Source organism: Actinoallomurus iriomotensis, assembly GCF_030269445.1.
Classification (GTDB): Bacteria; Actinomycetota; Actinomycetes; order Streptosporangiales; family Streptosporangiaceae; genus Actinoallomurus; species Actinoallomurus iriomotensis.
The window spans coordinates 1-22,533 of the sequence record NZ_BSTJ01000020.1; the positions used below are offsets into that span (position 1 = coordinate 1).

The following is a 22,533-nucleotide window of genomic DNA, read 5'->3' on the forward strand; positions in this document are numbered from 1 at the left end:
CGTTACGGTGCGGCATGGGGGCCTTTCTGGTCGATGTAGATGTCGCAATCCACACCGAGCCAGAAGGCCCTCACCTATTTCAAGATCATCCACCCGTGTCGCCGTACCAACCTCCGTGGTCAGTACAACTAGGCCTCGACGTGATGACCACCCTCCCGGAGGGCTTCCACCATCCGGTTCACGGCTACGTCGGACTGCACATCATGTACCGGCGGCTTTGAGGATCCGCCACGAACAGGCCGGCCGCTAGTGGGTGAAGCGGGCCAGGAGGAGCGCCAGCCTGCGGTCGTGCTGCTCGCGAGGGGTCCTGCCGCCGCGGGTGAGTGTCACCAGGCCGTGCAGGGCCGCCCAGAAGGTCTCGGTCAGCAGGCCGAGATCGTCGCTGCCCGCGTGCGGCCGGATGGCCTCCGCCAACTCGGCGAAGCCCGCCTGTAGGACGGCCGGAGCCTGGGGCGTGGCGAACGGCAGGTCGAGCTTCTGGCCGAACATCGCGTCGTAGAGGGCCGGACGCCGGTCGGCGAACCTGATGTAGGCCGTGCTCACCTCGGCGACGGCACGCCTGGCGTCCGGTGTCGAGGTACGGGCCGTGCGCAGATCGACGGCCAGGTCGGCACAGCCTTCCACCGCGACGGCCGCCATGATCGCGTCTTTGCCCTTGAAGTGGCTGTAGAGCACCGGCTGGCTGTACTCGATCCGTTCGGCCAGCCGCCGGATCGTCACCGCCTCCCAGCCTTCCGCCTCGGCCAGTTCCCGGGCCGCCGCGATGATCATCCGCTCCCGCTCCGCACGTTCGCGCCGTCGGCGCGTCTGGATCGACATGTGTCGACTCTAGCGGCGCTAGCGTTATTGTCGATGCTCTGCTAACGTCGACCTCGTTCCTAGCAACGCTAGATACGGAGAAGCGGATGCTCACCCCCATTGCCTACGGCCTTGCGATCGTCCTCAACCTGTTCATCGTGTTCATCGGAGCCCGCTTTCTGCTCGTCCCCCGCGCCGCGGCCGCCGGCTATGGCGTCCCGGCGAAGAAAGACGGTGACTCCGCCTATCTCACGATCAAGGGTTTGCGCGACGGCAGTTACGGCCTGCTCGGGCTGGCCCTGCTGGCCTTCGCCGGTGCCCACGCCGCGGCGTGGTTCATGCTGGTCGTCGCCATCAATCCCCTGGGCGACACCGTGGTCGTGCTGCGCAACGGCGGCACCAAGGCGGTCGCGTTCGGTGTCCACTTCGCCACCGCCGTGATCGTCCTGGTGAACGCCGCCCTGCTCTTCGCCGTCTGACGCCCTTCAACCGCCGGCAATAGGAAAGGATCCGACCATGTCTCTGCTCGTCCCCGACTTCACCGAGTCCGTGATCGTCCGCTCCGCCGACGCCGAGGTCGTCGGCCGAGCCCCCACGACCATCCGCCTGCTGGCCGACGCCAGTGCCACCGGCGGCGCCCTGTCGACTCAGCGCGTCACCCTCACCGACGGCGCCGACGGCGCCAAGCCGCATCACCACGCCAACTCGGCCGAAATGTTCTACCTGCTCGACGGCGCGGCCCAACTCCTGTCCGGAGACCAGGTCATCACCGCGGAACGCGGCGACCTCGTCATCGTCCCGCCTGGTCTGGCTCACGCCTTCGCCGCCGCCCCGGGCCACGACGCCGACATCCTCATCGTCATCACCCCGGGCGTGGAGCGCTTCGAGTACTTCCGCCACCTCGAACGCATCGCCTACGGCGAACGGCCGCCTGAATCCCTCCTGGAGGTCCAGGAGCTCTACGACACCTACTTTCGGCCCAGCGCCCCGTGGGACCAGGCCCGGACCTGACTCTCGGACAGCCGTAAGGCCCGCGAGCGGGCCTTACGGCTGCCGCGTCAGCGAGAGCGGCCCCGGTGCGGACGGCATCAGGACTCCATCGTGGTGTAGCGGGCGCGTCGCCGGGCGACATCCGGGTCGAGGCCTTCGACGAGTGCCCAGATGCCCGCGACCCGCTCGGCCCAGGCGTCGGGCGGGAGACCGCCGAGGCCCTCGGCCGCGAGGTCGTCGATCGCTCGGGTGAGGCTGGCCAGCCGCTCGCCATGAGTAGAACACATGTTCGAAGTCTAGCGTGATCCACCGACATCCGAGTGGCTTTACGAGACCTCTGAAGCGACGTTCAGCCTGGGGCGGACGCGACCCGGCGGTCCAGTGACCAGAGGGTCAGGAACAGCTTGCCCCCGGGCACCGACAGATTCCGCCACCCCGCACACGCGGCGAACGCGCCCTGGTCACCTGGCCGGATCCGCCGACTCGCCGAACCACTCCCGTACGGCCTCACCGAGCTCGGCGACGTCGGCGCCCGCCCAGGCGACGTGGCCGTCGGGCCGTACGAGAAGAGCGTCCGGAAGTTCGCCGACCTCGGCGTCCTCCGATGACGACGACACGACTCCCGTGACGACCGAGATCCGATCCGCCCACGGCCGTACCGCCTCGCGGACGTCCGCGCGGTCGGACAGGTCGAGCAGCAGCGCCCCCGCCCGGCGCGACAGGTCGGCGACCTGCGTCTCCCCGGTGGCGGTCTTCAGCGCGAGATCGGGGCAGTACCGGCCGGCGAGCGGATGGTCACCGGCCGCCCCGTACCGGATGTCCAGCTCGCCCATCAGGTCCGTGAGCAGGCGGTTCGCCTCCGGCGTCTCCGCGAGCATCGTGAAGATGTCCCGCAGCGCGTCCACGCGCGGCCCCGGCCGCAGCAGCGCCACCTGCGCCCGCGTGTTGTGCAGGACCCGCTCCGCGACCGGGTGGCGTTCGGTGGAGTAGGTGTCCAGCAGTCCGGGCGGCGCCCATCCCCGTACGGTCGCGGCGAGCTTCCAGCCGAGGTTGATCGCGTCCCCGAGACCGAGGTGCAGGCCCTGGCCGCCGAAGGGCGGATGGACGTGCGCCGCGTCGCCCGCCAGCAGCACCCGGCCCCGCCGGTACGTCGAGGCCTGACGCGTGTTGTCGGTGAACCTCGTCACCGAGTGCACCGCCGTGATCGTCACCGACGTCTCCGACACGCGCCGTACCGCGGCCTCCAGCTCCGCTTGGGTGATCGGGGCGTTCCGGTCGGCCGGCGGCCCGTCGAACTCCGCGACGAGGACCCGCTGCGGGTGCGGCCCGTGGACCATGAGGCCGCGCGGCATCCGGTGCCAGCCCATGGGCGCGAACTCCGGGTCGTCGAAGTCGGCCATCGCCTGGTAGGCGGTCATGATGCCGTCGAGGCCCGGGAAGTCGAAGCCGGCCGCCTTGCGCACCGCGCTGCGTCCCCCGTCGCAGCCCACGAGCCACCGCGCCCGCAGCTCGTACGGGCCGTCCGGCCCCGCGACGGTCACCGTGACGCCGGAGGCGTCCTGGTCCAACGCCTCGACGGCATGTCCGCGCCGGATCTCCGCCCCCGTCGACCGCGCCCGGGTCTCCAGCGCCTCCTCGATGCGCTGTTGCGGTGCGAGCACGAACGCGCTCGACGTGGACGAGCCGCCGCGCAGGATCCACAGGCCCGCGAAGTGGCCCCGCGGCGCCCCGCCGCCCGGGGCGGTCTTCGACTGCAGGCTGCCCGCGCCCGGCTTGCGGCCGCCCATGAGGTCGGCGATCGAGGGCAGATCGCCGAGCAGGTCGACGACGCCCCGGCGGGTGAGGATGTCGGCTCCCCGGCCGCTCACCGCGCCCGCCTTGAGCGTGGGATCGATCGCCTCCCGGCGTTCGAGCACGACGGTACGGATCCCGTACGCGCGCAGCTCGCAGGCGAGGAAGAGCCCGATGGGGCCGGCCCCCGAAATGATCACGTCGTACATCAGTGCCCCCTTAACACCGTTAAGGACTTAACGCCGTTAAGGATCCCTGAACAGTGTTAAGTTGTCAACGAGGGAGGTGGCGATGGCGCTCGACCGCGAGAAGGTGCTGGACACGGCCCTGCGGCTCATCGACGAGGTGGGGCTGGACGGCCTCTCACTGCGCCGGCTGGCCAAGGAGCTCGGCGTCCAGGCGCCGGCGCTCTACTGGCACTTCTCCAGCAAGAAGGAGCTGCTCGACCACCTCGTCGCCGCCGCCAACGACCGCGCCGAGCAGGGCACGACCGGCCTCCCCGCCCCCGGCGAGACCTGGGACGAGTGGCTGGCCGAGGGCATGCGGGTACGGCGTCGCGCGATGCTGGCCCACCGCGACGGGGCGCGCCTCGCGTCCGGCAACCGGCCCACGCCCGACAGCTTCCCGCGCATCGAACGCACGCTGGGCGTGCTGGTCGAGGCCGGCTTCACCCCCGAAGACGCGGCGCGCGCCGTCATCGTCCTCGGCCACTACGTGAGCGGCTTCGTCCTCGACGAGCAGGGCGACGCCGATCGCGAGGACGACGAACCGCCCGCCCTCGACCCCGAGGAGTTCCCTCTCCTCGCCGCCGGAGGCAAGGCCGTTCTCGAGCGCGACACACTGTTCGAGTACGGCCTGCAATGCCTGCTCGACGGGATGCGCGCCCAGGTCAACGGCGTACCGCGCCCATGACGAGCCATGCGTCGTCGCGTGCGCGCACGCCCAGCGTGACCAGCCGCGCGGCCATCCACACCCCGATCGCCAGCCACAGCGCCACCAGCCCGCCGCCGTAGGCGTGCACGAGCCAGGCGGCCGGCAGGAACGCCACCGTCTGGATCACCCCCGCCATCGCCAGATAGCCCTGGTCGCCCGCGCCGATCAGCACACCGTCCAGCACGAACACCACGCCCGCGATCGGCTCCAGCAGCGCCACCACGACGAGCGCGGCGAGCAGCTGGGACCGTACGGACGGGTCGGAGGTGAACAGGTTCGGCAGCCAGGGGCGGAAGGCCAGCACGAGCAGGGCGAACAGCACGCCGGCCGCGATGCCCCACTGGATCATCCGCCGGGTCGCCGCGCGGGCTCCGGCGGCGTCCGAGGCGCCCAGGTACCGGCCGGTGATGGCCTGTCCGGCGATCGCGATGGCGTCGAGCGCGAAGGCCAGCAGGTTCCAGACGTTCGAGGCGATCTGGTGGGCGGCGATCTCGACGTCGCCCATGCGCGCGGCCACCGCCGTGCCGAGGATGAGCACGACCCGCAGGCTCAGCGTGCGGATCATCAGGTTGAACCCGGCGCTCGCCGACGCGCGTACGCCCCGCGCGTCCGGCCGGAGCGGCGCGCCGTGCCGCCGGGCGCCGCGCGCGACCGCCCCGGCGTACAGGATCGCCCCGCCCGTCTGCGCCAGCACCGTCGCCCAGGCCGACCCCGCGATGCCCCAGCCGAGCACGAGCACGAAGATGGCGCCGAGCGCGGCGTTGACCGTGAACATGCCCACGGACACGTACAGCGGCGTGCGGGTGTCCTGCATGCCGCGCAGCACTCCGGTGCCGGCCAGCACGATCAGCATCCCGGGCGCCCCGAACAGGCTGATGTGCAGGTACGTCTCGGCCTGCGGCGCCACCGCGGCGGACGCTCCGAACGCGTCGACGACGGCCGGTGCCAGCGGCCAGCCGACCGCGATGACGACGGCGCCGATGAGCGCGGCGAGCCAGATGCCGTCGACGCCCTGGCGGATCGCCTCACGCAGGTTCCCGGCACCGATCTGCCGCGCGACCGACGCGGTCGTCCCGTACGCGAGGAAGACGCACACGCTCACGAACGTGGACAGGATCTGGCCGGCCACGCCGAGCGCGCCGAGCGGAACGGTGCCGAGACGCCCGACGATCGCCGAGTCGGTGAGCAGGAACAGCGGCTCGGCCACCAGCGCGCCGAACGCGGGCAGCGCGAGCCGCAGGATCTCCGAGTCGTGCGGGTGCCGAAACGCCACAATTCGCCACCGTAACCCACAAAGGCTCGTTGTCGCTTACCGGGTGCTGTGGGCAGCCTGTGGATGACGCGGCTCGGAGGTTTCTTCAACTCACAGGCGGTGGACGGCATTTCCGCAGCTCACGATGGTCGTCCTCACGAGCGGCGCGGAAATCCACACGTTGTCCACAGGTGCTGTGCACAGCCACCTCGGCGTGTATGCACAGGCCGTCCACAGGGCCCTCCACAGCCGCCTTTGCGTAAGCACGGGACAGCACCCAAACTGTCGGAGCGGTGAGATAGATGTGAACACGGGGGCGACAGGGGGGTGTGGATGTGAGTGTCACCGAGATGTCGTCACACGAGAGCGAGTTCGAGCGCACGCCACCGCACGACCTGGCGGCCGAGCAGTGCGTGCTCGGCAGCATGCTGCTCTCCCAGACGGCCATCGCCGAGGTCATCGAGATGGTCCAGCCTCGCGACTTCTACCGTCCCGCCCACCAGACCGTCTTCGACCGCATCCTCGACCTGTACGGCCGCGGCGACCCCGTCGACGCGATCACCATCAAGGACGAGCTGCTCAAGCGCGGCGAGCTGAGCCGCATCGGCGACGCGCCCTACCTCCACACCCTCGTCGCGTCGGTGCCCACGGCCGCCAACGCCGGCTACTACGCCAAGATCGTCCAGGAGAAGGCCGTCCTGCGGCGGCTGGTCGAGGTCGGCACGCGCATCGCGCAGCTCGGCTACAGCACCGACGGCGCCGACGCCGACGACCTGCTCGACCGCGCGCAGGCCGAGGTGTACGCCATCGCCGACAAGCGGTCCGGCGAGGACTACGCGCCGCTGAGCGACATCATGCCGGGCGCCCTGGACGAGATCGAGGCCATCGGCAGCCGCGGCGGTCAGATGGTCGGCGTCCCGACGGGCTTCACCGACCTCGACGCCCTCACCAACGGCCTCCACTCCGGCCAAATGATCATCGTCGCCGCCCGTCCGGCCATCGGCAAGTCGACCCTGGCCCTGGATTTCGCCCGGGCCGCGGCGATCAAGCACCAGTTGGCCACGGTGGTGTTCAGCCTCGAAATGGGGCGCAACGAGATCACCATGCGTTTGCTGTCCGCCGAGGCTCGGGTCGCCCTGCACGCGATGCGGTCGGGCTCGATGAACGACGAGGACTGGACCCGCCTGGCCCGCCGCATGAGCGAGGTCGCCGAGGCGCCGCTGTTCATCGACGACTCGCCGAACATGTCGATGATGGAGATCCGCGCCAAGTGCCGGCGCCTCAAGCAGCAGCACGACCTGCGCCTGGTCATCATCGACTATCTGCAGCTCATGCAGTCCGGAAAGCGTGTCGAGAGCCGCCAGGTCGAGGTGTCGGAGTTCTCCCGGTCGCTGAAGCTCCTCGCGAAGGAGCTGGAAGTACCGGTCATCGCGTTGTCCCAGCTCAACCGAGGCCCTGAGCAGCGAACCGACAAAAAGCCCATGGTGTCGGACCTGCGCGAATCGGGATCAATTGAACAAGATGCCGACATGGTGATCCTGCTCCACCGTGAGGACGCGTACGAGAAGGAGTCGCCGCGCGCCGGTGAGGCCGACCTGATCGTGGCCAAGCACCGTAACGGCCCGACCGCGACCGTCACCGTCGCCTTCCAGGGGCACTACAGCCGCTTCGTCGACATGGCCCACTGACCTCCTCCAGAGCCGTGTAGGGTCCGCGTTTCGATGTCGTAGTCCGCATTTCCGTGTCGTCTGCCGGTTTCTACCCGTTTCACCCTCCTGAGCTGGGCGAACAGCTGCGCGATCTTCGTTACCCCGCCGCCGCCGACCCCGATGAGGAGTGAGGGGCGTGACGGGTGATCTACCGGCAGTCCGTGCCGGTGCCGACGGCGCGGTCTCCAGAGCCGCTCCCGGCGGGCTCATCCGTTGTCGGCCAGGATGCGGGGCAGGCCGAATCGCGGGAGCATGCCGGTGTCGAGGAAGGCCGTGATTTGGCTTATGTGGTCGCCGTCGAGAGTGAGCACGGTCAGTCCGTGCGCGCGGGCGATGCCGGCGTAGGGGTCGCGCAGATAGCGGCCGAATGCGGGCTGACCGTTGGCTCTGGTCGGAATGAGGCGGAACCGCCGAGTACCGCGCACAAAGCCGATTTCAGTGAAGAAGTCAGCGATGGCGTCATGGCCTTGGTATTCCTGCGGCAGTGGTGGCATGGTGAACCAGGCGTCGTCGGTGAGCAGCTCGACCAGTGCGGGCACGTCGCACCGCTCAAAGGCGGCGACGAACGCGTCCATGACGCGACGCTCGGTCGGGGAGTTCGGTAGCGGCGGGTGTGCTGACTGCTCGCGATTCGCCAATGCGCTGCGGGCCCGTTTGAGGCCGCTCGCGACGGCGTCCACGGTTGTGCCGAGCATCTCCGCGACTTCGGCGCCTCGGTATCCGAGCACGTCGCGCAGCACGAGGATGGCCCGCTGGCGCGGCGGCATGGTCTGCACGGCGGCGACGAACGCCAGTGATACGGCCTCGCGGCTCTCCACACGCGCTTCTGGGCCAGGGACCGGCTCGCTGAACCCGGTCAGCATGTCGGGGTAGGGCTCGAGCCACGGAACCTCGCTGAGCCGATTCGGCTCAGGCAGCGGAACCGGAGGCGCAGCGGCGACCGAAGACGGCCGGTGGCTGCGATCACGCAACGCGTTAAGGCAGCGATTGGTCGCGATTCGGTACAACCAGGTGCGTATCGAGGAACGCCCCGCGAAACCGCCGATCCCGCGCCAGGCCGCGAACAGCGTCTCCTGGACCAGATCCTCGGCTTCGGCAACCGAACCCACCAGCCGATAGCAGTGCACCTGAAGCTCCCTCCGGTACGGCTCGGTGAGCTTGCCGAACGCTTCCGCGTCGCCCTCGCGTGCTCCCGACAGCAACACCTCGTCCATGACCCCGTCCTCGCTGCGTCCGACCTCGCATAATCGTCCAGTTGTGATGACACCGGCCGCACCGAAAACCGGGCGCGCCCGGTTTTCGGCGTACAGCGGGTCTACCCAGCAGTGTCACTGCCGGCCAACCCGAGGAGACCGATGTCATCCCGATCGACACTCACCGCACCGCCCTCGAATCAACTGACCGCCGATCAGCGGTGGACGCTCGCGCTGGCGAGTGTCGGTTCGTTCCTGGTGATCCTGGACCTGTTCGCGGTGACGACGGCCCTGCCGGCACTACGGGTCGCGCTGCATGCCTCGATCACCACACTGGATTGGACGATCAATGCCTACACACTCACCTTCGCCGTACTGCTGATGACCGCGGCGGCGCTCGGAGACCGCTGGGGCCGGCGACGGGTGTACGCGAGCGGTCTGCTGCTGTTCGCCGTAGCGTCGGTGGCCTGCGCGCTCGCGCCGAACGGCGCGGTGCTCATCGGAGCCAGAGCGGTGCAGGGAATCGGCGCCGCCGTGACGATGCCCACGGCGCTCGCCCTGATCAACGCCGCCTTCCCAACCGAACGACGAGGATGGGCGCAGGGTGTGTTCGGCGCGGTCACCGGCCTGGCCACCGTGCTCGGACCCGTCTTCGGCGGTGCCATCACCCAAATGCTCGCTTGGTCATACATCTTCTGGATCAACGTTCCCGTCGGTGTAGCGGCTGCGGTAGCCGTGCTGCTGCGCATCCGCGACGTTCGAGTCGATGGGCCGGGTAGGCGGCGTGTGCCGGACCTGCTCGGACTGGTCCTCGGCGGTGCGTCTGTGCTGGCGTTGGTATGGGGTGTGGTTCGCGCCGCCACAGACGGCTGGGGCGACCGGGCGGTGGCCGGGGCACTCGTGCTCGGCGGCGTGGCCCTGGTCGCCCTGCTCGCCTGGCAGCGTCGAGCGAGCCAGCCGCTCATTCCGCTGCGGTTGTTCACCGACAGCGCCTTCGCGTCCGGCATCGCTGGCATCTTCCTCCAGTCGGCGTCGTTGACAGCCCTGGTGTTCTTCACCGCGCAGTTCTTCCAGGACGCTCAGGGCGACAGTCCGCTGGTAGCCGGGCTCCGCCTGCTGCCGCTCGGACTGGTGCCCCTTGCCCTCGGGCCCTGGTCCGGCACATCCACCGACCGTGTGGGCACCCGGCCGATGATCGCGGCAGGCATGACGCTGCAGACGGCAGGCACGACCATCCCGGCGGTGTTCGCGCGTCCCGGGCTGTGGTATCCGATACTGGCGGTGGCCATGGCGGTCGTAGCCGTCGGCTTCACATTTGCCGTGCCCGCACTGACCAAGTCGGTCGTCGGCTCGGTCAGGCCTGCCGACATCGGCACTGCGTCGGGTCTGTTCAGCACCGTCCGACAGGTGGGCGCGGCGTTCGGCGTCGCAGTGGCCTCGGCGGCGTTCACCGCGACCGGCGGGTACCCCACTGCCTCCGCGGTCGCCTCCGGCTATCGCGGAGCCATGATCGTGGCCGCGGTGCTGGCAGGATTGGGAACAACGACAACCGCGATGTCCCGGCGAGCAGCCAGCAGGGCAAGCACCGTGCCCCGAGGATGACCACGCTCAGCAGCCAAGACGAACACCGCTTGAGCGCCGCGCCGCCCCTGGTGTGACCAACCGTGGACCACTTCCGAACGCGGATCCTACAAGCCGCAACGGCCGGATGGGGGCGGGCCCCCATCCGGCCTTCGTTCGGGGTCAGCCGGTGTGGCGGGTCTGGTCGGGGACGTTGAAGCCGTTGACGCGGACGTCGGGCTTGGCGGCCGTGGCGGAGTAGCGTGCGGTGATGGTCTGCTGCTCGCCGGGCCAGAGCGTGACGTCGTTGTCGCTCCAACGGATCGGCAGCACCTGCTTGCCGCCGGCGAACAGGTCGGCCCGGGTGAACAGGGCCGGGGTGCCGCCGTGGCCGACGTTGCGGACGGTCACGCTCGTCACCATCTCGCGGCCCTCGCGGCGGGTCGTCGCGCTGACCCGGATGTCGGCGGGCTTGAGGGCGCGCAGGCCGGTCAGATCGGCGTACCCGTCCTTCTGGAAGACCGCGAACCCGTTGGACGGGGTGTACTGGCCGGGCGCGTGCGTCTTCGGCCAGTCGACCTGGTCGGCCTTGGTGGACAGCCAGTACACGTTGCGGCTGACGACCTCGGACCCGCGGGTGAGGGTGAGCTTCTCGAAGTAGGTCTTCGAGATCCCGGCCGGGACCTTCGGGTGCAGGACGGTCCGCACGTCCTGGCTGCCCAGCGCCCCGACGGGTGCGGTGGCGGTGGCGCGGACCTTGCCGTCGAGGTCGATGATCTGCGCGGTGGCCCGCAGGCCCTCCTGACGGGCGCCGGTCAGGTTGGCGACCTTGATGGAGCCGTCGTCGTAGGAGTACATGACGTGCACCGGCTCGTTGGCCTTCTTCGCGCCGAAGTAGACGCCCGGCTGGTCGAAGTCGGAGCCGTACATGCTCCACTGGAGCGACGGCCACGCCTTGTTCAGCATCCAGTAGATGATCCCGGTGCTGGGGTTCGCCTTATCGGTGGAGTTGCCGATGTACGACTCGAACTGCGCGCGGGTGACCTCGTACTCACCGATCTGGACGGTCTTCTGGTACGAGCCGGCGTCCTTCCAGGGGCCGTACCGGTGCCACAGCGGGGTGTTGTAGACGCCCATCCGGGACAGGCGCGTGTAGTCGGCGTAGAAGAACGTGTGGTACATGTCCTGGCCGGCGGTCTGGCCCTGCGCGGTCGCCGGGTCCCAGATCTTCTTCTGCTCATCCGGGGTGAGGAAGCGGTTCAGCGAGTCCTGCGTCGGGATGGTGTTCCCCGTGCTGACCTCGGTGTCGAACCCCCAGGCGCTGCCGGTCATGCTGAGTGTCGGGTCGTTGGTGTTGACGGTCTCCCGCCTGTTGTTCCACAGGGCGCTCGGCGGGAAGTAGTTGTAGCCGCCCTCCTTGGTACCGGCCGGCCCGAGCTTGGGCGACGACTTGTACTCCGCCGCGGCGACCTGGGGGAGCCGGAAGTCGGCCTGCTCGAACGCCTTCAGGAAGAGGGCCTCCTTCTCCGCGTCGGGCGCGTCGTCGCTGCCCTGGAAGAAGGTGAAGACGCTCGGGTGGTCGCGGAGCCGCTCCGCCATCGTGCCCGCCTGGTTGGACGCGTTGGCCTTCACGTCGTCCGACCAGGTCGACGACTTGCTCTCCCAGAGGGCGCAGCACTGCCAGCCCGGCATGGCGAGGACGCCCGCCCGGTCGAGCTGGGCGAACATGTCGTCCGGCGGGAAGTTGCCCTCGAACCGGACCGCGTTCAGGCCCATGTTGCGGATGTAGGAGATCTGGTCGGAGACGTTGGACGGGGAGTAGCGCAGGAACAGGTCCGGCGACCATCCGGCGCCGCGGATGACCAGCGGCTTGCCGTTGACGATGAACTGCCGGTAGCCGTCCTTGCCGTGGGTCTCGCCGGGGACGGGCTTGGTGAGCCGCGACTCAACGGTCCGAATGCCGAAGTCCTCGGTGGCGGCGCTGGACACCGTTCCGGCCACGGACGCGTCCAGCGCGAGGTGGTAGAGCGGTTGGTCGCCCATCTGGTACGGCCACCACACGGCCGGGTGCTCCAGGTGCAGGCCGGGGCAGTCCGCCTTGGTGATCGCGATGGTGCGGGTCGCGTGCGCGGGCACCGTGACCGTGGCCTTGCAGGCGACGCGGGTGGAGCCGTGCGTCACCGTGCCGGACACGACCACCCGCTGCGCCGACCCGGTGTTGTTGCGCACGTCGGCCTTGACGGTCAGGTCGGCGCTGGACAGGTCGGGCGCGTCGTCCTGCAGGACGTGCGCGTTGCGGACCGAGACCGGGCCTTCCTGGACGATCTGCGGCGCGTACTGCAGCCCGGTGTTCTGGTCGGGTGCCATGGGGTTCCAGTCGACCTGGTTCTGGGTCAGGTACCGCATTGGCGTGTCGAACTTGGTGATGTCGGCGTCGTTGCGGGAGACGTCGAGCGCGATGGCGTTCGCCCCGTCCCGGACGTAGGGCGTGATGTCGTATTCCAGCCGGGCGTACGAGCCCTGGAGCTGCGCGCCTCCGGCGATCTTCTTCCCGTTGATCCAGAGGTCGGCCTTCCCGGAGACGCCGTTCAACACCAGGAACGTGCGGCCGTCTTTCCGGGGGTGGACGGTGAGTTGCTCGCGGTACCACCAGTTCACGTCGAACTGCTTGGCCGGGACCTTCGCCATGTTGTCGTTGTCGAAGATGTTCGGGTACCGGCCGTTCTCCAGCAGGCCCGCCATCAGCGTCTCGGGCCGGGACAGCGGCAGCCAGTCCTTCGTCGAATAGTCCGGCTTGGAGATCTCGGCGCCGGTGTCGTGGGTGTCGGCGGACGACCGGATCGCCCAGCCGGAGGTCAGTTCCGTGGTTCCGGAGGACCGGATCCTCTGCACGGCGGGCCGGCGCCCGGCGAAGGCGTGGGCCGGCATCGCGGAGGCCAACGTCCCGGCGAGGGCGAGCGCGGCGCACAGCGCCGTGGTTCGAGTCCTGGACCCGCTCATGTGTCCATCACTCCTTCATGCGGCCGGAGCCGGGTGCTTCCCGGCGGTGATGCCACCAATGCTCGGGCCGGGGGCACTCGCCGGGCAGTAGGGCCAGGACGTCAATGGGGGTGGTGCTAAGCCCACTTCGCGGTGAGGGCGGTGGCGTCCAGGAGCCGCCTGGTCTCGGGGTGGCCCGCGTCCTCCGCGGCCAGACCTAGAATCTCGGTAACCGAACAGGCAAGAGGCTTGATGCGACGAAGTGCGGCCGAGACCCGCGAGCACGTGCTGCAGGTCGCGCACGACCTGTTCTACTGGAACGGCATCCGGGCCGTGGGCGTCGACCGGGTGGCGGCCGAGGCCGGCGTCGCGCCCACGACCCTCTACCGGCTGTTCGCCTCCAAGGACTACCTGATCGCCGCCTACCTGGAGCGCGCCACCCACCTCTACCAGGAGTGGTTCGAAGCGGCCGCCGGCGACGCCGACCCCCGCGCCCGCATCCTCGGCGTGTTCGACGCCCTGACCGGTCAGGTCCATCCGCGCCAGTGCCGCGGCTGCCCGTTTCTCCTGGCGCTGGCCGAGTTCCCCGACCCCGAGCATCCGGCCCACCAGCAGGCCGTCGTGCTGAAACGCTGGGTACGGGACCGGCTCGGCGATCTGACCGCCGAGCTGGCCAAGACCGCCCCGATCGGCGACCCGGACCTGCTCGCCGACCATCTCGCGCTGCTCATCGAGGGCGTGTACGCCAGCGCGCAGGCTCTCGACGCCACCGGCCCGGCCCAGCGCGTCAGGTCTCTGGTCGAGAAACTCCTCGCGTTCAGCGAGGAGTGAGGAAGGCCATCGAACCGGATGCCGTGCGAGGGATTCTGCGTTCGGCTAATGTTAGGGAGCGTTCCCTTACATTCGTGAACGGAGATGTGTGAGTTGACCAGAAAGCTCGCGATCTGGGCCGCGCCGGCCGTCCTCGCCCTGGGCCTGGCGGGTGTGACAGGCGCGTCCGCCGCCACGGTGAGGAACCGGCCCGCCGTGTCCACCGCTCAGGCGGCCGCCTCATCCACCGACGACTACATCGACCCCGGCCCTTACCAGCGCCGCCTCGATCCGCTGGTCGGCACCTGGAAGGCGGTGAAGTACAACTACATCCTCGGTGGCGACGGCACGCCGGTCGTCTCCCACGACATCACGGTCAAGACGCGCTGGATCACCAAGACGGGCGGCCGCTTCCTGCAGGAGCAGACCGAGGGCACCCTCGCCGGTAAGCCCTACTATCGGCTCGGCGTCCTGGGCTTCTCCAACGTCGACCGGCGTTACGAGTGGACCACCTTCGACAGCGTCACCCCGACGGCGATGACCTACCGCGGCGCCCCCGTCTCCGGGTTCCCGTCGGTACTCTCCATCCCGGGCACCTTCACCGACCCGGGCCTGCTGGGGCCGGCCGGCCGGACCATCGCGATGCGCACCGTGATCACCCTGAAGGGTCACCCTGCCTTCGACCTCTATTTCACCGAGCCGGGCCAGGCGGAGCGCCTCGTCGACCGAGTCGTCTACACGCATCGGATCCGATGAGCGTCTGAGCGCACCGCGGCCTTGTTCGCGGCGGCATGAGCGAGGTGTGGCAGGGGGCCGATCTGCGGCATCCTTGCCTCGGAGGACCATAGTGACCGACTCGAACACCAGCCGGGCCAGGCCAGGACTGCGCGAACGTAAGAAGGCCAGGACCCGCGCCACGATCCAGGCATGCGCCATGCGCCTGTTCCGCGAGCAGGGGTACGACGCCACCACCATCGAGCAGATCATCGACGCGGCCGAGGTCTCCGAGACGACCTTCTTCCGCTACTTCCCCACCAAGGAAGACGTGGTCCTGCACGACGACTACGACCCGATGCTCATCGAGGCGTTCCAGGCGCAGCCGCCCGGGATGTCGCCGGTCTCGGCCCTGCGCGCCGCGTTCGCCAAGGTCTTCGAGGAGATGACCGCCCAGCAGCGAGCCGAGCAGAACGACCGGATCGCGCTGAGCTTCGCCGTCCCCCGGCTGCGCGCGGCCATGCTCGACCAGATCTCCCAGGCCATCCGGCTCCTCGCCGGCGCCATGGCCGAACGCGCCGGCCGCCGCCCCGACGACTTCGCCGTCCGCACCGTCGCCGGCGCCGTCGTCGGTGCCGCCATGGCGGTCTCCGCGGCGGTCGCCGACGATCCGGACGCCGACCTCCCCGCCCTCATCGACCAGGCCATCGCCCACCTCGAACCCGGCCTCACCCTGTGACCGGGCGACGCCCCTGGCCCTGCGCGATGAGGTGGGTGGCGACCGTGCCCAGGTCGGGGCCGGAGATCGTGGGAGCGGCGTCGGCGGGCAGCGGGGTGCCGCCGTCGCGGGAGACGAAGGCGGTCCGCAGGCCCGCGTGGTGGGCGCCCGTGATGTCCCAGCCGTGTGCCGCGATGAGTACCGCGTCCGACGGTGCCACGCTCTGGTCCTCCAGCACGAGGCGATACGGCTCGGGGGCGGGCTTCAGCCGGCCGGCCCGGTCCGCCGAGTAGACCGCGTCGACCAGCTCGCGGAGGCCCGAGTTGCGCAGCTGGTCCTCGGCCACGTCGCCGACCGAGTTGGTCAGTGTCACCACCCGGTGCCCGGCCTCGCGCAGCCGCCGCAGGGCGTCCGGGACGTCTGGATGGGCCGGCAGCCGGCGCATCCGCAGGCCCAGTTCTCGCTGGTCGTCCGCTGTCGCGGTCCGGCCGTACCGCTCGGCGATCGGCGGCAGGCACGCCGCCGCGATCTCGCCGAACGGACGGTAGGCGCCCGCGGCCGTCAGGGCCAGCGCGTTGTGAATCATCAGGGCGAACCACTCGCGCCGGGCGTCCGGGTGGCCGGTCACCGAACCGAACAGGTCGTCGAGCCCGGCCAGGTCCAGCAGCGTCTCGTTCACGTCGAACACGCACAGCATCCGAGGGCCTCCATAGGTACGATCGGATTCGTACCGAGAAAGGTACGATAAATGTCGTACCTTGTCGAGGGACGCGAGCAGCCCGACGCCTCGTTCGGGCGCCATCCGGCGCCCGAACGGCTCACCACACTCGGTCAGACTGGCGCGTCACCATCCATGGCCCCAGCTGTGGTAGCTGTACCAGTCCTCGTCCCAGCCGCCGCCCCAGCCGTAGTCGTCGTCGTCCCAGCCCCAGCAGTCGTCCCCCCAGCAGCCCTGGGCGGTCGTGGCCTGCAGCGGCGTGACGCTCGCGGCCTGAACGGCGGGCCTGGCCTGCTGTGCGCCGGCGGGCGTCGCGGTGCCGACGGCGAGCGCGGTCATGCCCGCCACGGCGGCGCCACCGATGGCCGTCGCCATGCGTGTCCGGATTCTCATGGAGACCCCCCGGTCCTTCCACGGCGCGCCCGGCCGGCATGTGCCGTTCCGGAGCGCGAACCCTGCTCGTGAAAGTCACCTGATCGCTCTCAGGCTATGCCGCAGTGCGGGGAGGGCGCGGTTCCCCCAGGGGGACATCTGACCGTACGCCGGCGGGTGACACCCGGGAGCTCGCGCGCCGCGTTGTTAGGCTCCGGACCAGCTATCCGGACAAAGAGGGGGATACCGGTGTCGGAGATCGCGGTCGTGGAGGTGCCCCAGTGGCAAGGGTCGGGCGCGGCGACCGCACGGCGTCTGCGTGACGGCGCCCGGCTGCTGGCCGGCCTCGTACCGGCGGCGGAACACCTGCGCGTGGACGTTCCCGCCGAGCCCGGTGACGTGCTGGCCGCCAACGTCGCGAAGGTCCGGGCCGCGCTCGACCGCGCCCGGGGACGTCTGACGGTCACGGTCGGCGGCGACTGCGGCGTCGAGCTGGCACCGGTCGCCGCGGCCGTACGGCGGCACGGCGAGCGGCTGGCGGTGGTCTGGTTCGACGCGCACGGGGACCTGAACACGCCGGAGTCCTCACCGTCCGGGGCCTTTCACGGCATGGTGCTCCGTACGCTCCTCGGCGAGGGGCCGCCCGCGCTGGTGCCCGACCGGCCGCTGCGGCGTGACCAGGTGGTGCTCGCGGGCGTACGCGCGCTGGACCCGGCCGAGCGCGCGTACGCCGACGGGCTGCCCGTCGTGACCGACGCGGCGTCTCTGCTGGAGGCGGTCGGCGACGCGGACGCGGTGTACGTCCACATCGACCTCGACGTGCTCGACCCCGGCGTGTTCGCCTCGGTGGGCACGCCCGAGGCCGGCGGGCTGACGCCCGGCCAGGTCGTCGACATGGTCACCGCCCTCGCCGGACGCGTGGAGATCGCCGGTCTGGGCATCACCGAGTACGAGCCCGCGCGGCCGCAGGACCAGGAGACACTCGCCGGTCTGGTCGGCCCGGTCGTGGCGGCGTGCGCGGCCTCGGTCGTACGGGAGGTCGAGCGGCGGGCGTTCGCGGCGTGGCCCGCGGGCACGGTGGTGGAGGAGGCCGGCTGGCTGCTGCGGCACACTCCGGGCGTCGGGCGGCGGCGCTCGAACTCGGCGGTGCCCGCCGGGGAGCCGTCGATCGACCACCTGGAGGCGTTCTACCGCGCGCGCGGCCTGCCCGCGATGGTGCAGCTCGGCCCGGCGCACCGGGACCTGGACGCGGCCCTGGCCGAGCGTGGTTACCGCAAGGACGCGCTCACGTCCGTCATGACCGCCCTGACCTCGGATGTCGTGGACGCCTCGTGCACCGCCTCGCCGGCCGTCGACCTGGCCGAGACGCCCGACGCGTGGCTGAAGATCTTCGCCGAGCTGAACGCGCGCGCCGACAGCGTGGAGGTCGGCGAGAAGGTGATCTCCCGCATCGCGACGCCCGCGGCCTTCCTGAGCGTGACCCGTGACGGGCGCCCGGCGGGGATGGGTTTGTTCGCGGCCGACGCGGGCTGGGCGGGGGTGTTCGCGATGGCGACCCGGCCGGACCTGCGCGGCCAGGGCATCGCGACCGCCGTCCTCGGCGCCGGGGCACGGTGGGCCGCCCACCAGGGGGCGACCCGGCTGTACCTCCAGGTCGAGGACGACAACGACACCGCGCGACGGCTCTACGCCCGGGCCGGTTTCACCCGGTCACACGGGTACCACTACCGGATCGGTCAGGCCCGGTCGGGCGAGCCGGCCTCGATCCAGCGGTAGACCTCGCGTACGCCGTCGGCCAGGGTGGTGCGGGCGCTCCAGCCGAGGTCGGCGCGGACACGTGCGGAGTCGAGGGCGCTGCGCAGCACCTCGCCGGGACGGGCCGGCTGGAACTCCGGTTCGAGCGTGCGACCGGCGGCCTGCCCGACGACGTCGATGAGGTCCAGCACGCTGGTCTCGCGTCCGGTGCCGATGTTCCAGACGCCGGGGGTCTCGGTGCGGGCGGCGGCCAGGAACGCCGCGGCGACGTCACCGACGTAGACGTAGTCGCGGGTCTGCTGCCCGTCGCCGTAGACGGTCGGTCGCTCGCCGCGCAGCGCCCGGCCGCAGAAGATGCCGACGACCCCGGCCTCACCGGTGGGGTCCTGCCGGGGTCCGTAGACGTTGGCGAGCCGCAGCGCCGCGTGGGTGGTGTCGTGGAGGCGGTTGTAGAGGGCGAGGTACTGCTCGGCGCAGTACTTCGCGGTCCCGTACGGCGCCTCGGGCGCCGGCCGCTCGTCCTCCGACGTGGGGACGGGCACGTCGCCGCCGTAGATCGCCCCGCCCGTGCTGGCGAACAGCACCCGCGCTCCGACGGCCCGCGCGGCCTCCAGCAGGTTCACCGTGCCGACGACGTTGACCGCCGCGTCGGCCGCGGGCGCGTCGACCGACACCCGTACGTCGATCTGGGCGGCGAGATGGCAGATCACCTGCGGCTTGGCCTGCTCGACCGCCTCGGTGAGCGCGTCGGCGTCGGTGATCGCGGCGTTGAAGACCGTGACCGAGGGGTCGACGCGCCCTGGCCGCCCATGGGAGAGGTCGTCGAGGACGGCGACCTCGTCCCCGTCGGCGGCGAAGGCGTCCGTCACATGAGAGCCGATGAACCCGGCACCGCCGGTCACAAGAATCCGCATGTCAGGAAAGCCTAGTGTCGAGTCAAGCAACGTTGGTCGTGTAGTGACCGTGTTGCTTGATCCTCGCCGTTGGGGCGAGCGACTCTCCACCGGGTGGTGGGGCGGGCCGCGGCCGGCCAGGGGACCCATCGGCGATGCCGTGATGAGGGTGTCGCCTCGGGCCACGCCGGGACCGTCCGGCACCGGGTAGGCGCCGTCCGGCTCGACGGTGCGTGATCACCACCGGAACGGATTCTTGCTGGTGGTGATGGATCCGCCCACCGCCGGGGCGCGATGCAGGACGAGGCGTTCGGGACGTCATGCTGCGGCGAAGGTGCCCCGTTTCCGGGGCACCCCGACCGCTGCCCGTGCTACTGGGCGGGGACCTTGTCCAGGAAGCCGTGGACGTCCTGGATCCGGCCGTCGGCGGCGAGCACCGCCACGTCGAAGCCGACGACGACGGCCTCGCCGTCCTCCGGGCCCAGTTCCCAGGTGAACCGGGCGAGGTCGTGGTGCGCGTCCACCGACGGCCCGAGCCGGAAGACGAAGCCGGGAAACTGCTCCTGGACGGCGCCGATGACGGCGTCGATCCCGTCGTGCCCGGTGACGTCGGCGAGCGGATCGACGTACCGGCCGTCGGCGGCGAACAGTGCCTCGACCTGTGCGCGGCGGGCGGCGGGGTCCTTCTCGTTCCAGACGTCGATGTAGCGGTTGACCAGGTCGTTCATGGTATTTCCTCCTGTTGTGGACACCCGTGACGATGCCAGCGCCCCGGCAGGAGATCGATTACGCGCGAGGTAATGAATCAGGCGTTCTCGTGACAGCGGAATTCTCTACGCTCAGAAGAACCTCCGAACCGCCCGACCTCCGGGAGCCACGTTGTCGTCAGCACTGCGCGCGCGGTTGAAGCACGTCTACTGGATCGGCGGCGGCAGCGGTGCCGGCAAGTCGACCATCGCCCGGCGCATCGCGGCCCGGCACGGTCTCCACGTGTACGCGACCGACGACGCCATGCCGGATCACGCCGGGCGCAGCACTCCGGAGGACGCCCCGCAGCTGAGCAGGTTCAAGGCCATGGACATGGACGAGCGGTGGGTGACCCGGTCTCCGGAGGTCATGCTCGACACCTTCCACTGGTTCCGGGGCGAGGGATTCGGCCTGATCGTCGAGGACCTGCTGCGACTGCCGGCGGAGACCGGCGTGATCGCCGAGGGCTTCCGGCTCCTGCCGTCCCTCGTCGAACCGCTGCTCGCCGAGCCCGGGCAGGCCGTCTGGCTCCTGCCGACGCCCGCGTTCCGCCGGGCCGCGTTCGACACCCGCGGGACGACCTGGGACATCCCGCGTAAGACCAGCGATCCGGGTCGGGCCCGGCGCAACCTGCTCGCGCGCGACGAGCTGTTCACCGACCGCCTCGCCGAGGAGACGAAACGCCTTGGCCTGCCCGTCGTCGAGGTCGACACCGCGATGAGCGAGGACGAACTGGTCGAGCGCGTGACCGGGGGGTTCGGGCTCTGAGTCGTTCTAGGAGCACAGGGCGGTCGTCACCGCGGCCCGCATGTCGGCGTCCTGGGCGTCCGAGCCGCCCGGGTCGAGGTTCACCATGACCGTGGCCTGCCGGCCGTCCGTCGTGGCGCCGCTCACCGTCTCGAAGCCGAAGATGTCGCCGCCGTGTCCCCAGTACACGCCACCGCACGGCAGCGGGTACCGCTCCAGGCCCAGCCCGTACGCGCGGCCGCCCGAGCTCCCGGTCGCCCGCGTGCGCGTCATCTCGGCCAGTTCCGCCGGACGCAGCAGACGCCCGTGCAGGAGCGCGTCGAAGAACCGTGACGTGTCGGAGGCACTGGAGATCATGTCGCCGGATCCGGCGGCGACCGACGGGTTGAACTCCGTCACGTCGATCGGCTCGGCGTCGGCGCCCGGCCGGACATAGCCGCGCGCGTGCGATCCGGGGATCGTGGTCGCGTCACCGGGCACGGACGTCGAGTGAAGCCCGAGCGGCACGAGGATGCGCCGCTCGACCTCCGTGGCGTACGGCTGATCGGTCACCTTTTCGATCAGCATCGCGGCCAGCAGGTAGTTGGTGTTGCTGTAACTCCACTTCCTACCCGGCTTGAACAGCGGTGGGTGCGCCAGCGCGATCCCGAGAAGCTCGGCGGGGTCGTGGTGCGCGTACCGGTCGGTCAGGATGTCCTGCGGCTTGAGGTACGTCAGGTAGTCGGGCAGCCCGCTCGTGTGCTGGAGCAGTTGCCGTACGGTGATGCGCCGGCCGTCGTTGCCGTTGCCGCGCACGACGCCGGGCAGGTAGCGCTCCACCGGGGCGTCCAGGGCGACGCGGTGTTCGCCCACGAGCTGCAGCACCACCGTCGCGATATAGGGCTTGGTCATGCTACCGATGCGGAAGTTGCCGTCGCCTTTCATCGGAGCGTTCGTGCGCAGATCCGCGACGCCGCTGGTCAGCACGGTCTCGCCATGCCGGTTCCGTATCTCGGCGAGGGCGCCGGGCGCCCCGTCGTCGGTGGTGAGCCGGTTCAGCACCTGCTGGACCGCGGTGTGGCCGGCCGTCGGGCCGGTCGACTGGGCGGCGGCTCGCGGCCCGGCCAGGGCCGCGGACGACGCGAGGCCCATGGCCAGGGTGAGTGCGGCGCCCAGCGCCCGTGCGTACATGTTCATGTGACCCTCCCGTGGAGATCGACTGGGTGGTCACGTTAGGAATCGCGCGCCGTGGCCCGCGTCACCCGCAAGAGCCATCGCGGGCGTCATACCGGGGACTCAGTCCATGACCGTGAGGATGAAGCGGACGTCCTCGTCGGTCTCGTTCGCGTACGCGTGGGCGCGGTCGCCGTGGAACAGAGCGGCGTCGCCCGCCGCCACCTCCGTACGGCTCTCGCCGACGACCAGGGACAGCACGCCCGACTCGACGCTGATGATCTCCCGGGTGCCCGAGCTGTGCGGCTCGCTGTCGCGGCGCTCACCGGGCCGCAGCTTCCATCGCCACAGTTCGAGCGACGGCCGCGGGTCGCTGCCGGCCAGCAGCGTGCCGGTGCCGCCCGACGGGCCGTTCCACAGCACGACGTGGCGGTTCGCGGGGAACAGCTGGATCGGCGGCTCCTCCTCGACCTGGACGAGCCGGGTCAGCGGGACGCCGAGGGTGTCGGCGACCCGGATCAGCGTGCTGAGGTTGGGATTGCCGCGCGCCTGCTCCAGCGCGACGAGCACGCCCTTGCTGAGCCCGGCGCGCGCGGCGAGCTGGTCGAGGCTCCAGCCGTGCGCGCCGCGCAGGGCGCGAACGGTGCGGGCCACCGCGTCGCCGACCGTGTCTGTCATGGGCCACTCTCGATGGTCGTTATA

At 70.5% G+C, this 22,533-nt stretch carries 22 protein-coding genes and 1 pseudogene; 11 read left to right on the forward strand and 12 right to left on the reverse strand.

Annotated elements, in window-relative coordinates; all coding sequences use genetic code 11:
• Window positions 1-221, forward strand: a pseudogene (locus tag QSK37_RS48390) (hypothetical protein); the annotation flags it as partial.
• Between the two features lie 25 nt (window positions 222-246).
• Here QSK37_RS48390 and QSK37_RS48395 read toward each other — a convergent pair.
• Window positions 247-819: a TetR/AcrR family transcriptional regulator gene (locus tag QSK37_RS48395; RefSeq protein ID WP_285636005.1), complete on the reverse strand. Its 573-nt coding sequence runs from the start codon at window positions 817-819 to the stop codon at window positions 247-249.
• A gap of 86 nt (window positions 820-905) precedes the next feature.
• Here QSK37_RS48395 and QSK37_RS48400 point away from each other — a divergent pair, with 86 nt between their 5' ends.
• Together QSK37_RS48400 and QSK37_RS48405 are read left to right on the forward strand one after the other, a co-directional pair.
• Window positions 906-1,277, forward strand: a complete 372-nt coding sequence (locus tag QSK37_RS48400; protein ID WP_285636008.1) for a DUF4267 domain-containing protein — start codon at window positions 906-908, stop codon at window positions 1,275-1,277.
• Window positions 1,278-1,314: 37 nt separating this feature from the next.
• On the forward strand, window positions 1,315-1,809 hold the full coding sequence (locus tag QSK37_RS48405; RefSeq protein WP_285636011.1) for a cupin domain-containing protein: 495 nt from the start codon (window positions 1,315-1,317) through the stop codon (window positions 1,807-1,809).
• Window positions 1,810-1,886: 77 nt separating this feature from the next.
• Here QSK37_RS48405 and QSK37_RS48410 read toward each other — a convergent pair whose 3' ends face one another.
• Together QSK37_RS48410 and QSK37_RS48415 are read right to left on the reverse strand one after the other, a co-directional pair.
• Window positions 1,887-2,075: a hypothetical protein gene (locus QSK37_RS48410; protein WP_285636014.1), complete on the reverse strand. Its 189-nt coding sequence runs from the start codon at window positions 2,073-2,075 to the stop codon at window positions 1,887-1,889.
• Between the two features lie 174 nt (window positions 2,076-2,249).
• Window positions 2,250-3,788, reverse strand: a complete 1,539-nt coding sequence (locus QSK37_RS48415; protein ID WP_285636017.1) for an FAD-dependent monooxygenase — start codon at window positions 3,786-3,788, stop codon at window positions 2,250-2,252.
• Between the two features lie 82 nt (window positions 3,789-3,870).
• Here QSK37_RS48415 and QSK37_RS48420 point away from each other — a divergent pair, with 82 nt between their 5' ends.
• Complete coding sequence (locus tag QSK37_RS48420; RefSeq protein ID WP_285636020.1) at window positions 3,871-4,491, forward strand: TetR/AcrR family transcriptional regulator C-terminal domain-containing protein; 621 nt, start codon at window positions 3,871-3,873, stop codon at window positions 4,489-4,491.
• Here QSK37_RS48420 and QSK37_RS48425 read toward each other — a convergent pair.
• Window positions 4,469-5,785 carry an MATE family efflux transporter gene (locus QSK37_RS48425; RefSeq protein WP_285636023.1) on the reverse strand — a complete coding sequence of 439 codons (1,317 nt, stop codon included), beginning with the start codon at window positions 5,783-5,785 and terminating at the stop codon, window positions 4,469-4,471. The genes QSK37_RS48420 and QSK37_RS48425 overlap by 23 nt on opposite strands.
• Window positions 5,786-6,114: 329 nt before the next feature.
• Here QSK37_RS48425 and dnaB point away from each other — a divergent pair, with 329 nt between their 5' ends.
• On the forward strand, window positions 6,115-7,452 hold the full coding sequence (gene dnaB, locus QSK37_RS48430; protein ID WP_285636326.1) for a replicative DNA helicase: 1,338 nt from the start codon (window positions 6,115-6,117) through the stop codon (window positions 7,450-7,452).
• 227 nt (window positions 7,453-7,679) lie between these two features.
• Here the strand turns inward: dnaB and QSK37_RS48435 are convergent, their stop codons facing one another.
• Entirely contained in the window at window positions 7,680-8,687 is a 1,008-nt protein-coding gene (locus tag QSK37_RS48435; RefSeq protein WP_285636025.1) for a sigma-70 family RNA polymerase sigma factor, read from the reverse strand.
• Window positions 8,688-8,828: 141 nt separating this feature from the next.
• Here QSK37_RS48435 and QSK37_RS48440 point away from each other — a divergent pair, with 141 nt between their 5' ends.
• On the forward strand, window positions 8,829-10,268 hold the full coding sequence (locus QSK37_RS48440; RefSeq protein ID WP_285636027.1) for an MFS transporter: 1,440 nt from the start codon (window positions 8,829-8,831) through the stop codon (window positions 10,266-10,268).
• Window positions 10,269-10,409: 141 nt separating this feature from the next.
• Here QSK37_RS48440 and QSK37_RS48445 read toward each other — a convergent pair whose 3' ends face one another.
• The gene (locus tag QSK37_RS48445) at window positions 10,410-13,226 is read right to left on the reverse strand and encodes a glycoside hydrolase family 2 protein (protein ID WP_285636029.1); all 2,817 of its coding nucleotides are present in this window, start codon (window positions 13,224-13,226) and stop codon (window positions 10,410-10,412) included.
• Between the two features lie 231 nt (window positions 13,227-13,457).
• On the opposite strand from QSK37_RS48445, the gene QSK37_RS48450 reads away from it, so the two are divergent.
• The 3 genes from QSK37_RS48450 to QSK37_RS48460 all read left to right on the forward strand — a co-directional run bounded on the left by QSK37_RS48450 (window position 13,458) and on the right by QSK37_RS48460 (window position 15,468).
• Window positions 13,458-14,036 carry a TetR/AcrR family transcriptional regulator gene (locus QSK37_RS48450; RefSeq protein WP_285636031.1) on the forward strand — a complete coding sequence of 193 codons (579 nt, stop codon included), beginning with the start codon at window positions 13,458-13,460 and terminating at the stop codon, window positions 14,034-14,036.
• Window positions 14,037-14,129: 93 nt separating this feature from the next.
• Window positions 14,130-14,771 (forward strand): DUF1579 family protein, encoded by a 642-nt coding sequence (locus QSK37_RS48455; RefSeq protein WP_285636033.1) that lies wholly within the window; start codon window positions 14,130-14,132, stop codon window positions 14,769-14,771.
• A 91-nt stretch (window positions 14,772-14,862) separates the two neighbouring features.
• On the forward strand, window positions 14,863-15,468 hold the full coding sequence (locus tag QSK37_RS48460) for an acyl-CoA-like ligand-binding transcription factor (protein ID WP_285636036.1): 606 nt from the start codon (window positions 14,863-14,865) through the stop codon (window positions 15,466-15,468).
• Here the strand turns inward: QSK37_RS48460 and QSK37_RS48465 are convergent.
• Together QSK37_RS48465 and QSK37_RS48470 are read right to left on the reverse strand one after the other, a co-directional pair.
• On the reverse strand, window positions 15,458-16,144 hold the full coding sequence (locus QSK37_RS48465; protein WP_285636039.1) for a haloacid dehalogenase type II: 687 nt from the start codon (window positions 16,142-16,144) through the stop codon (window positions 15,458-15,460). The two genes, QSK37_RS48460 and QSK37_RS48465, sit on opposite strands and share 11 nt — an antisense overlap.
• A gap of 147 nt (window positions 16,145-16,291) precedes the next feature.
• Window positions 16,292-16,558 carry a hypothetical protein gene (locus QSK37_RS48470; RefSeq protein ID WP_285636042.1) on the reverse strand — a complete coding sequence of 89 codons (267 nt, stop codon included), beginning with the start codon at window positions 16,556-16,558 and terminating at the stop codon, window positions 16,292-16,294.
• A 228-nt stretch (window positions 16,559-16,786) separates the two neighbouring features.
• On the opposite strand from QSK37_RS48470, the gene QSK37_RS48475 reads away from it, so the two are divergent.
• The gene (locus QSK37_RS48475) at window positions 16,787-18,313 is read left to right on the forward strand and encodes a GNAT family N-acetyltransferase (protein WP_285636045.1); all 1,527 of its coding nucleotides are present in this window, start codon (window positions 16,787-16,789) and stop codon (window positions 18,311-18,313) included.
• On the opposite strand, the gene QSK37_RS48480 is transcribed toward QSK37_RS48475, so the two are convergent.
• Both QSK37_RS48480 and QSK37_RS48485 read right to left on the reverse strand, forming a co-directional pair.
• Complete coding sequence (locus QSK37_RS48480) at window positions 18,274-19,206, reverse strand: NAD-dependent epimerase/dehydratase family protein (RefSeq protein ID WP_285636048.1); 933 nt, start codon at window positions 19,204-19,206, stop codon at window positions 18,274-18,276. The genes QSK37_RS48475 and QSK37_RS48480 overlap by 40 nt on opposite strands.
• Window positions 19,207-19,556: 350 nt before the next feature.
• Window positions 19,557-19,913, reverse strand: coding sequence for a nuclear transport factor 2 family protein (locus QSK37_RS48485; protein ID WP_285636051.1), 357 nt, complete (start codon window positions 19,911-19,913; stop codon window positions 19,557-19,559).
• A 151-nt stretch (window positions 19,914-20,064) separates the two neighbouring features.
• On the opposite strand from QSK37_RS48485, the gene QSK37_RS48490 reads away from it, so the two are divergent.
• Window positions 20,065-20,700: a hypothetical protein gene (locus tag QSK37_RS48490; protein ID WP_285636054.1), complete on the forward strand. Its 636-nt coding sequence runs from the start codon at window positions 20,065-20,067 to the stop codon at window positions 20,698-20,700.
• Window positions 20,701-20,706: 6 nt separating this feature from the next.
• Here QSK37_RS48490 and QSK37_RS48495 read toward each other — a convergent pair whose 3' ends face one another.
• Entirely contained in the window at window positions 20,707-21,855 is a 1,149-nt protein-coding gene (locus QSK37_RS48495) for a serine hydrolase domain-containing protein (protein ID WP_285636056.1), read from the reverse strand.
• Window positions 21,856-21,954: 99 nt separating this feature from the next.
• Window positions 21,955-22,509, reverse strand: a complete 555-nt coding sequence (locus tag QSK37_RS48500; RefSeq protein WP_285636059.1) for a helix-turn-helix domain-containing protein — start codon at window positions 22,507-22,509, stop codon at window positions 21,955-21,957.
• Window positions 22,510-22,533: the final 24 nt, after the last annotated feature.

What these genes read in the sequence shown, in the direction of transcription:
- QSK37_RS48395 (WP_285636005.1), bottom strand. Translation starts at nt 819, where the DNA reads ATGTCGATCCAGACGCGCCGACGGCGCGAACGTGCGGAGCGGGAGCGG.
- QSK37_RS48400 (WP_285636008.1), top strand. Translation starts at nt 906, where the DNA reads ATGCTCACCCCCATTGCCTACGGCCTTGCGATCGTCCTCAACCTGTTC.
- QSK37_RS48405 (WP_285636011.1), top strand. Translation starts at nt 1,315, where the DNA reads ATGTCTCTGCTCGTCCCCGACTTCACCGAGTCCGTGATCGTCCGCTCC.
- QSK37_RS48410 (WP_285636014.1), bottom strand. Translation starts at nt 2,075, where the DNA reads ATGTGTTCTACTCATGGCGAGCGGCTGGCCAGCCTCACCCGAGCGATC.
- QSK37_RS48415 (WP_285636017.1), bottom strand. Translation starts at nt 3,788, where the DNA reads ATGTACGACGTGATCATTTCGGGGGCCGGCCCCATCGGGCTCTTCCTC.
- QSK37_RS48420 (WP_285636020.1), top strand. Translation starts at nt 3,871, where the DNA reads ATGGCGCTCGACCGCGAGAAGGTGCTGGACACGGCCCTGCGGCTCATC.
- dnaB (WP_285636326.1), top strand. Translation starts at nt 6,115, where the DNA reads ATGTCGTCACACGAGAGCGAGTTCGAGCGCACGCCACCGCACGACCTG.
- QSK37_RS48435 (WP_285636025.1), bottom strand. Translation starts at nt 8,687, where the DNA reads ATGGACGAGGTGTTGCTGTCGGGAGCACGCGAGGGCGACGCGGAAGCG.
- QSK37_RS48440 (WP_285636027.1), top strand. Translation starts at nt 8,829, where the DNA reads ATGTCATCCCGATCGACACTCACCGCACCGCCCTCGAATCAACTGACC.
- QSK37_RS48445 (WP_285636029.1), bottom strand. Translation starts at nt 13,226, where the DNA reads ATGAGCGGGTCCAGGACTCGAACCACGGCGCTGTGCGCCGCGCTCGCC.
- QSK37_RS48450 (WP_285636031.1), top strand. Translation starts at nt 13,458, where the DNA reads ATGCGACGAAGTGCGGCCGAGACCCGCGAGCACGTGCTGCAGGTCGCG.
- QSK37_RS48465 (WP_285636039.1), bottom strand. Translation starts at nt 16,144, where the DNA reads ATGCTGTGCGTGTTCGACGTGAACGAGACGCTGCTGGACCTGGCCGGG.
- QSK37_RS48470 (WP_285636042.1), bottom strand. Translation starts at nt 16,558, where the DNA reads ATGAGAATCCGGACACGCATGGCGACGGCCATCGGTGGCGCCGCCGTG.
- QSK37_RS48480 (WP_285636048.1), bottom strand. Translation starts at nt 19,206, where the DNA reads ATGCGGATTCTTGTGACCGGCGGTGCCGGGTTCATCGGCTCTCATGTG.
- QSK37_RS48485 (WP_285636051.1), bottom strand. Translation starts at nt 19,913, where the DNA reads ATGAACGACCTGGTCAACCGCTACATCGACGTCTGGAACGAGAAGGAC.
- QSK37_RS48495 (WP_285636056.1), bottom strand. Translation starts at nt 21,855, where the DNA reads ATGAACATGTACGCACGGGCGCTGGGCGCCGCACTCACCCTGGCCATG.
- QSK37_RS48500 (WP_285636059.1), bottom strand. Translation starts at nt 22,509, where the DNA reads ATGACAGACACGGTCGGCGACGCGGTGGCCCGCACCGTTCGCGCCCTG.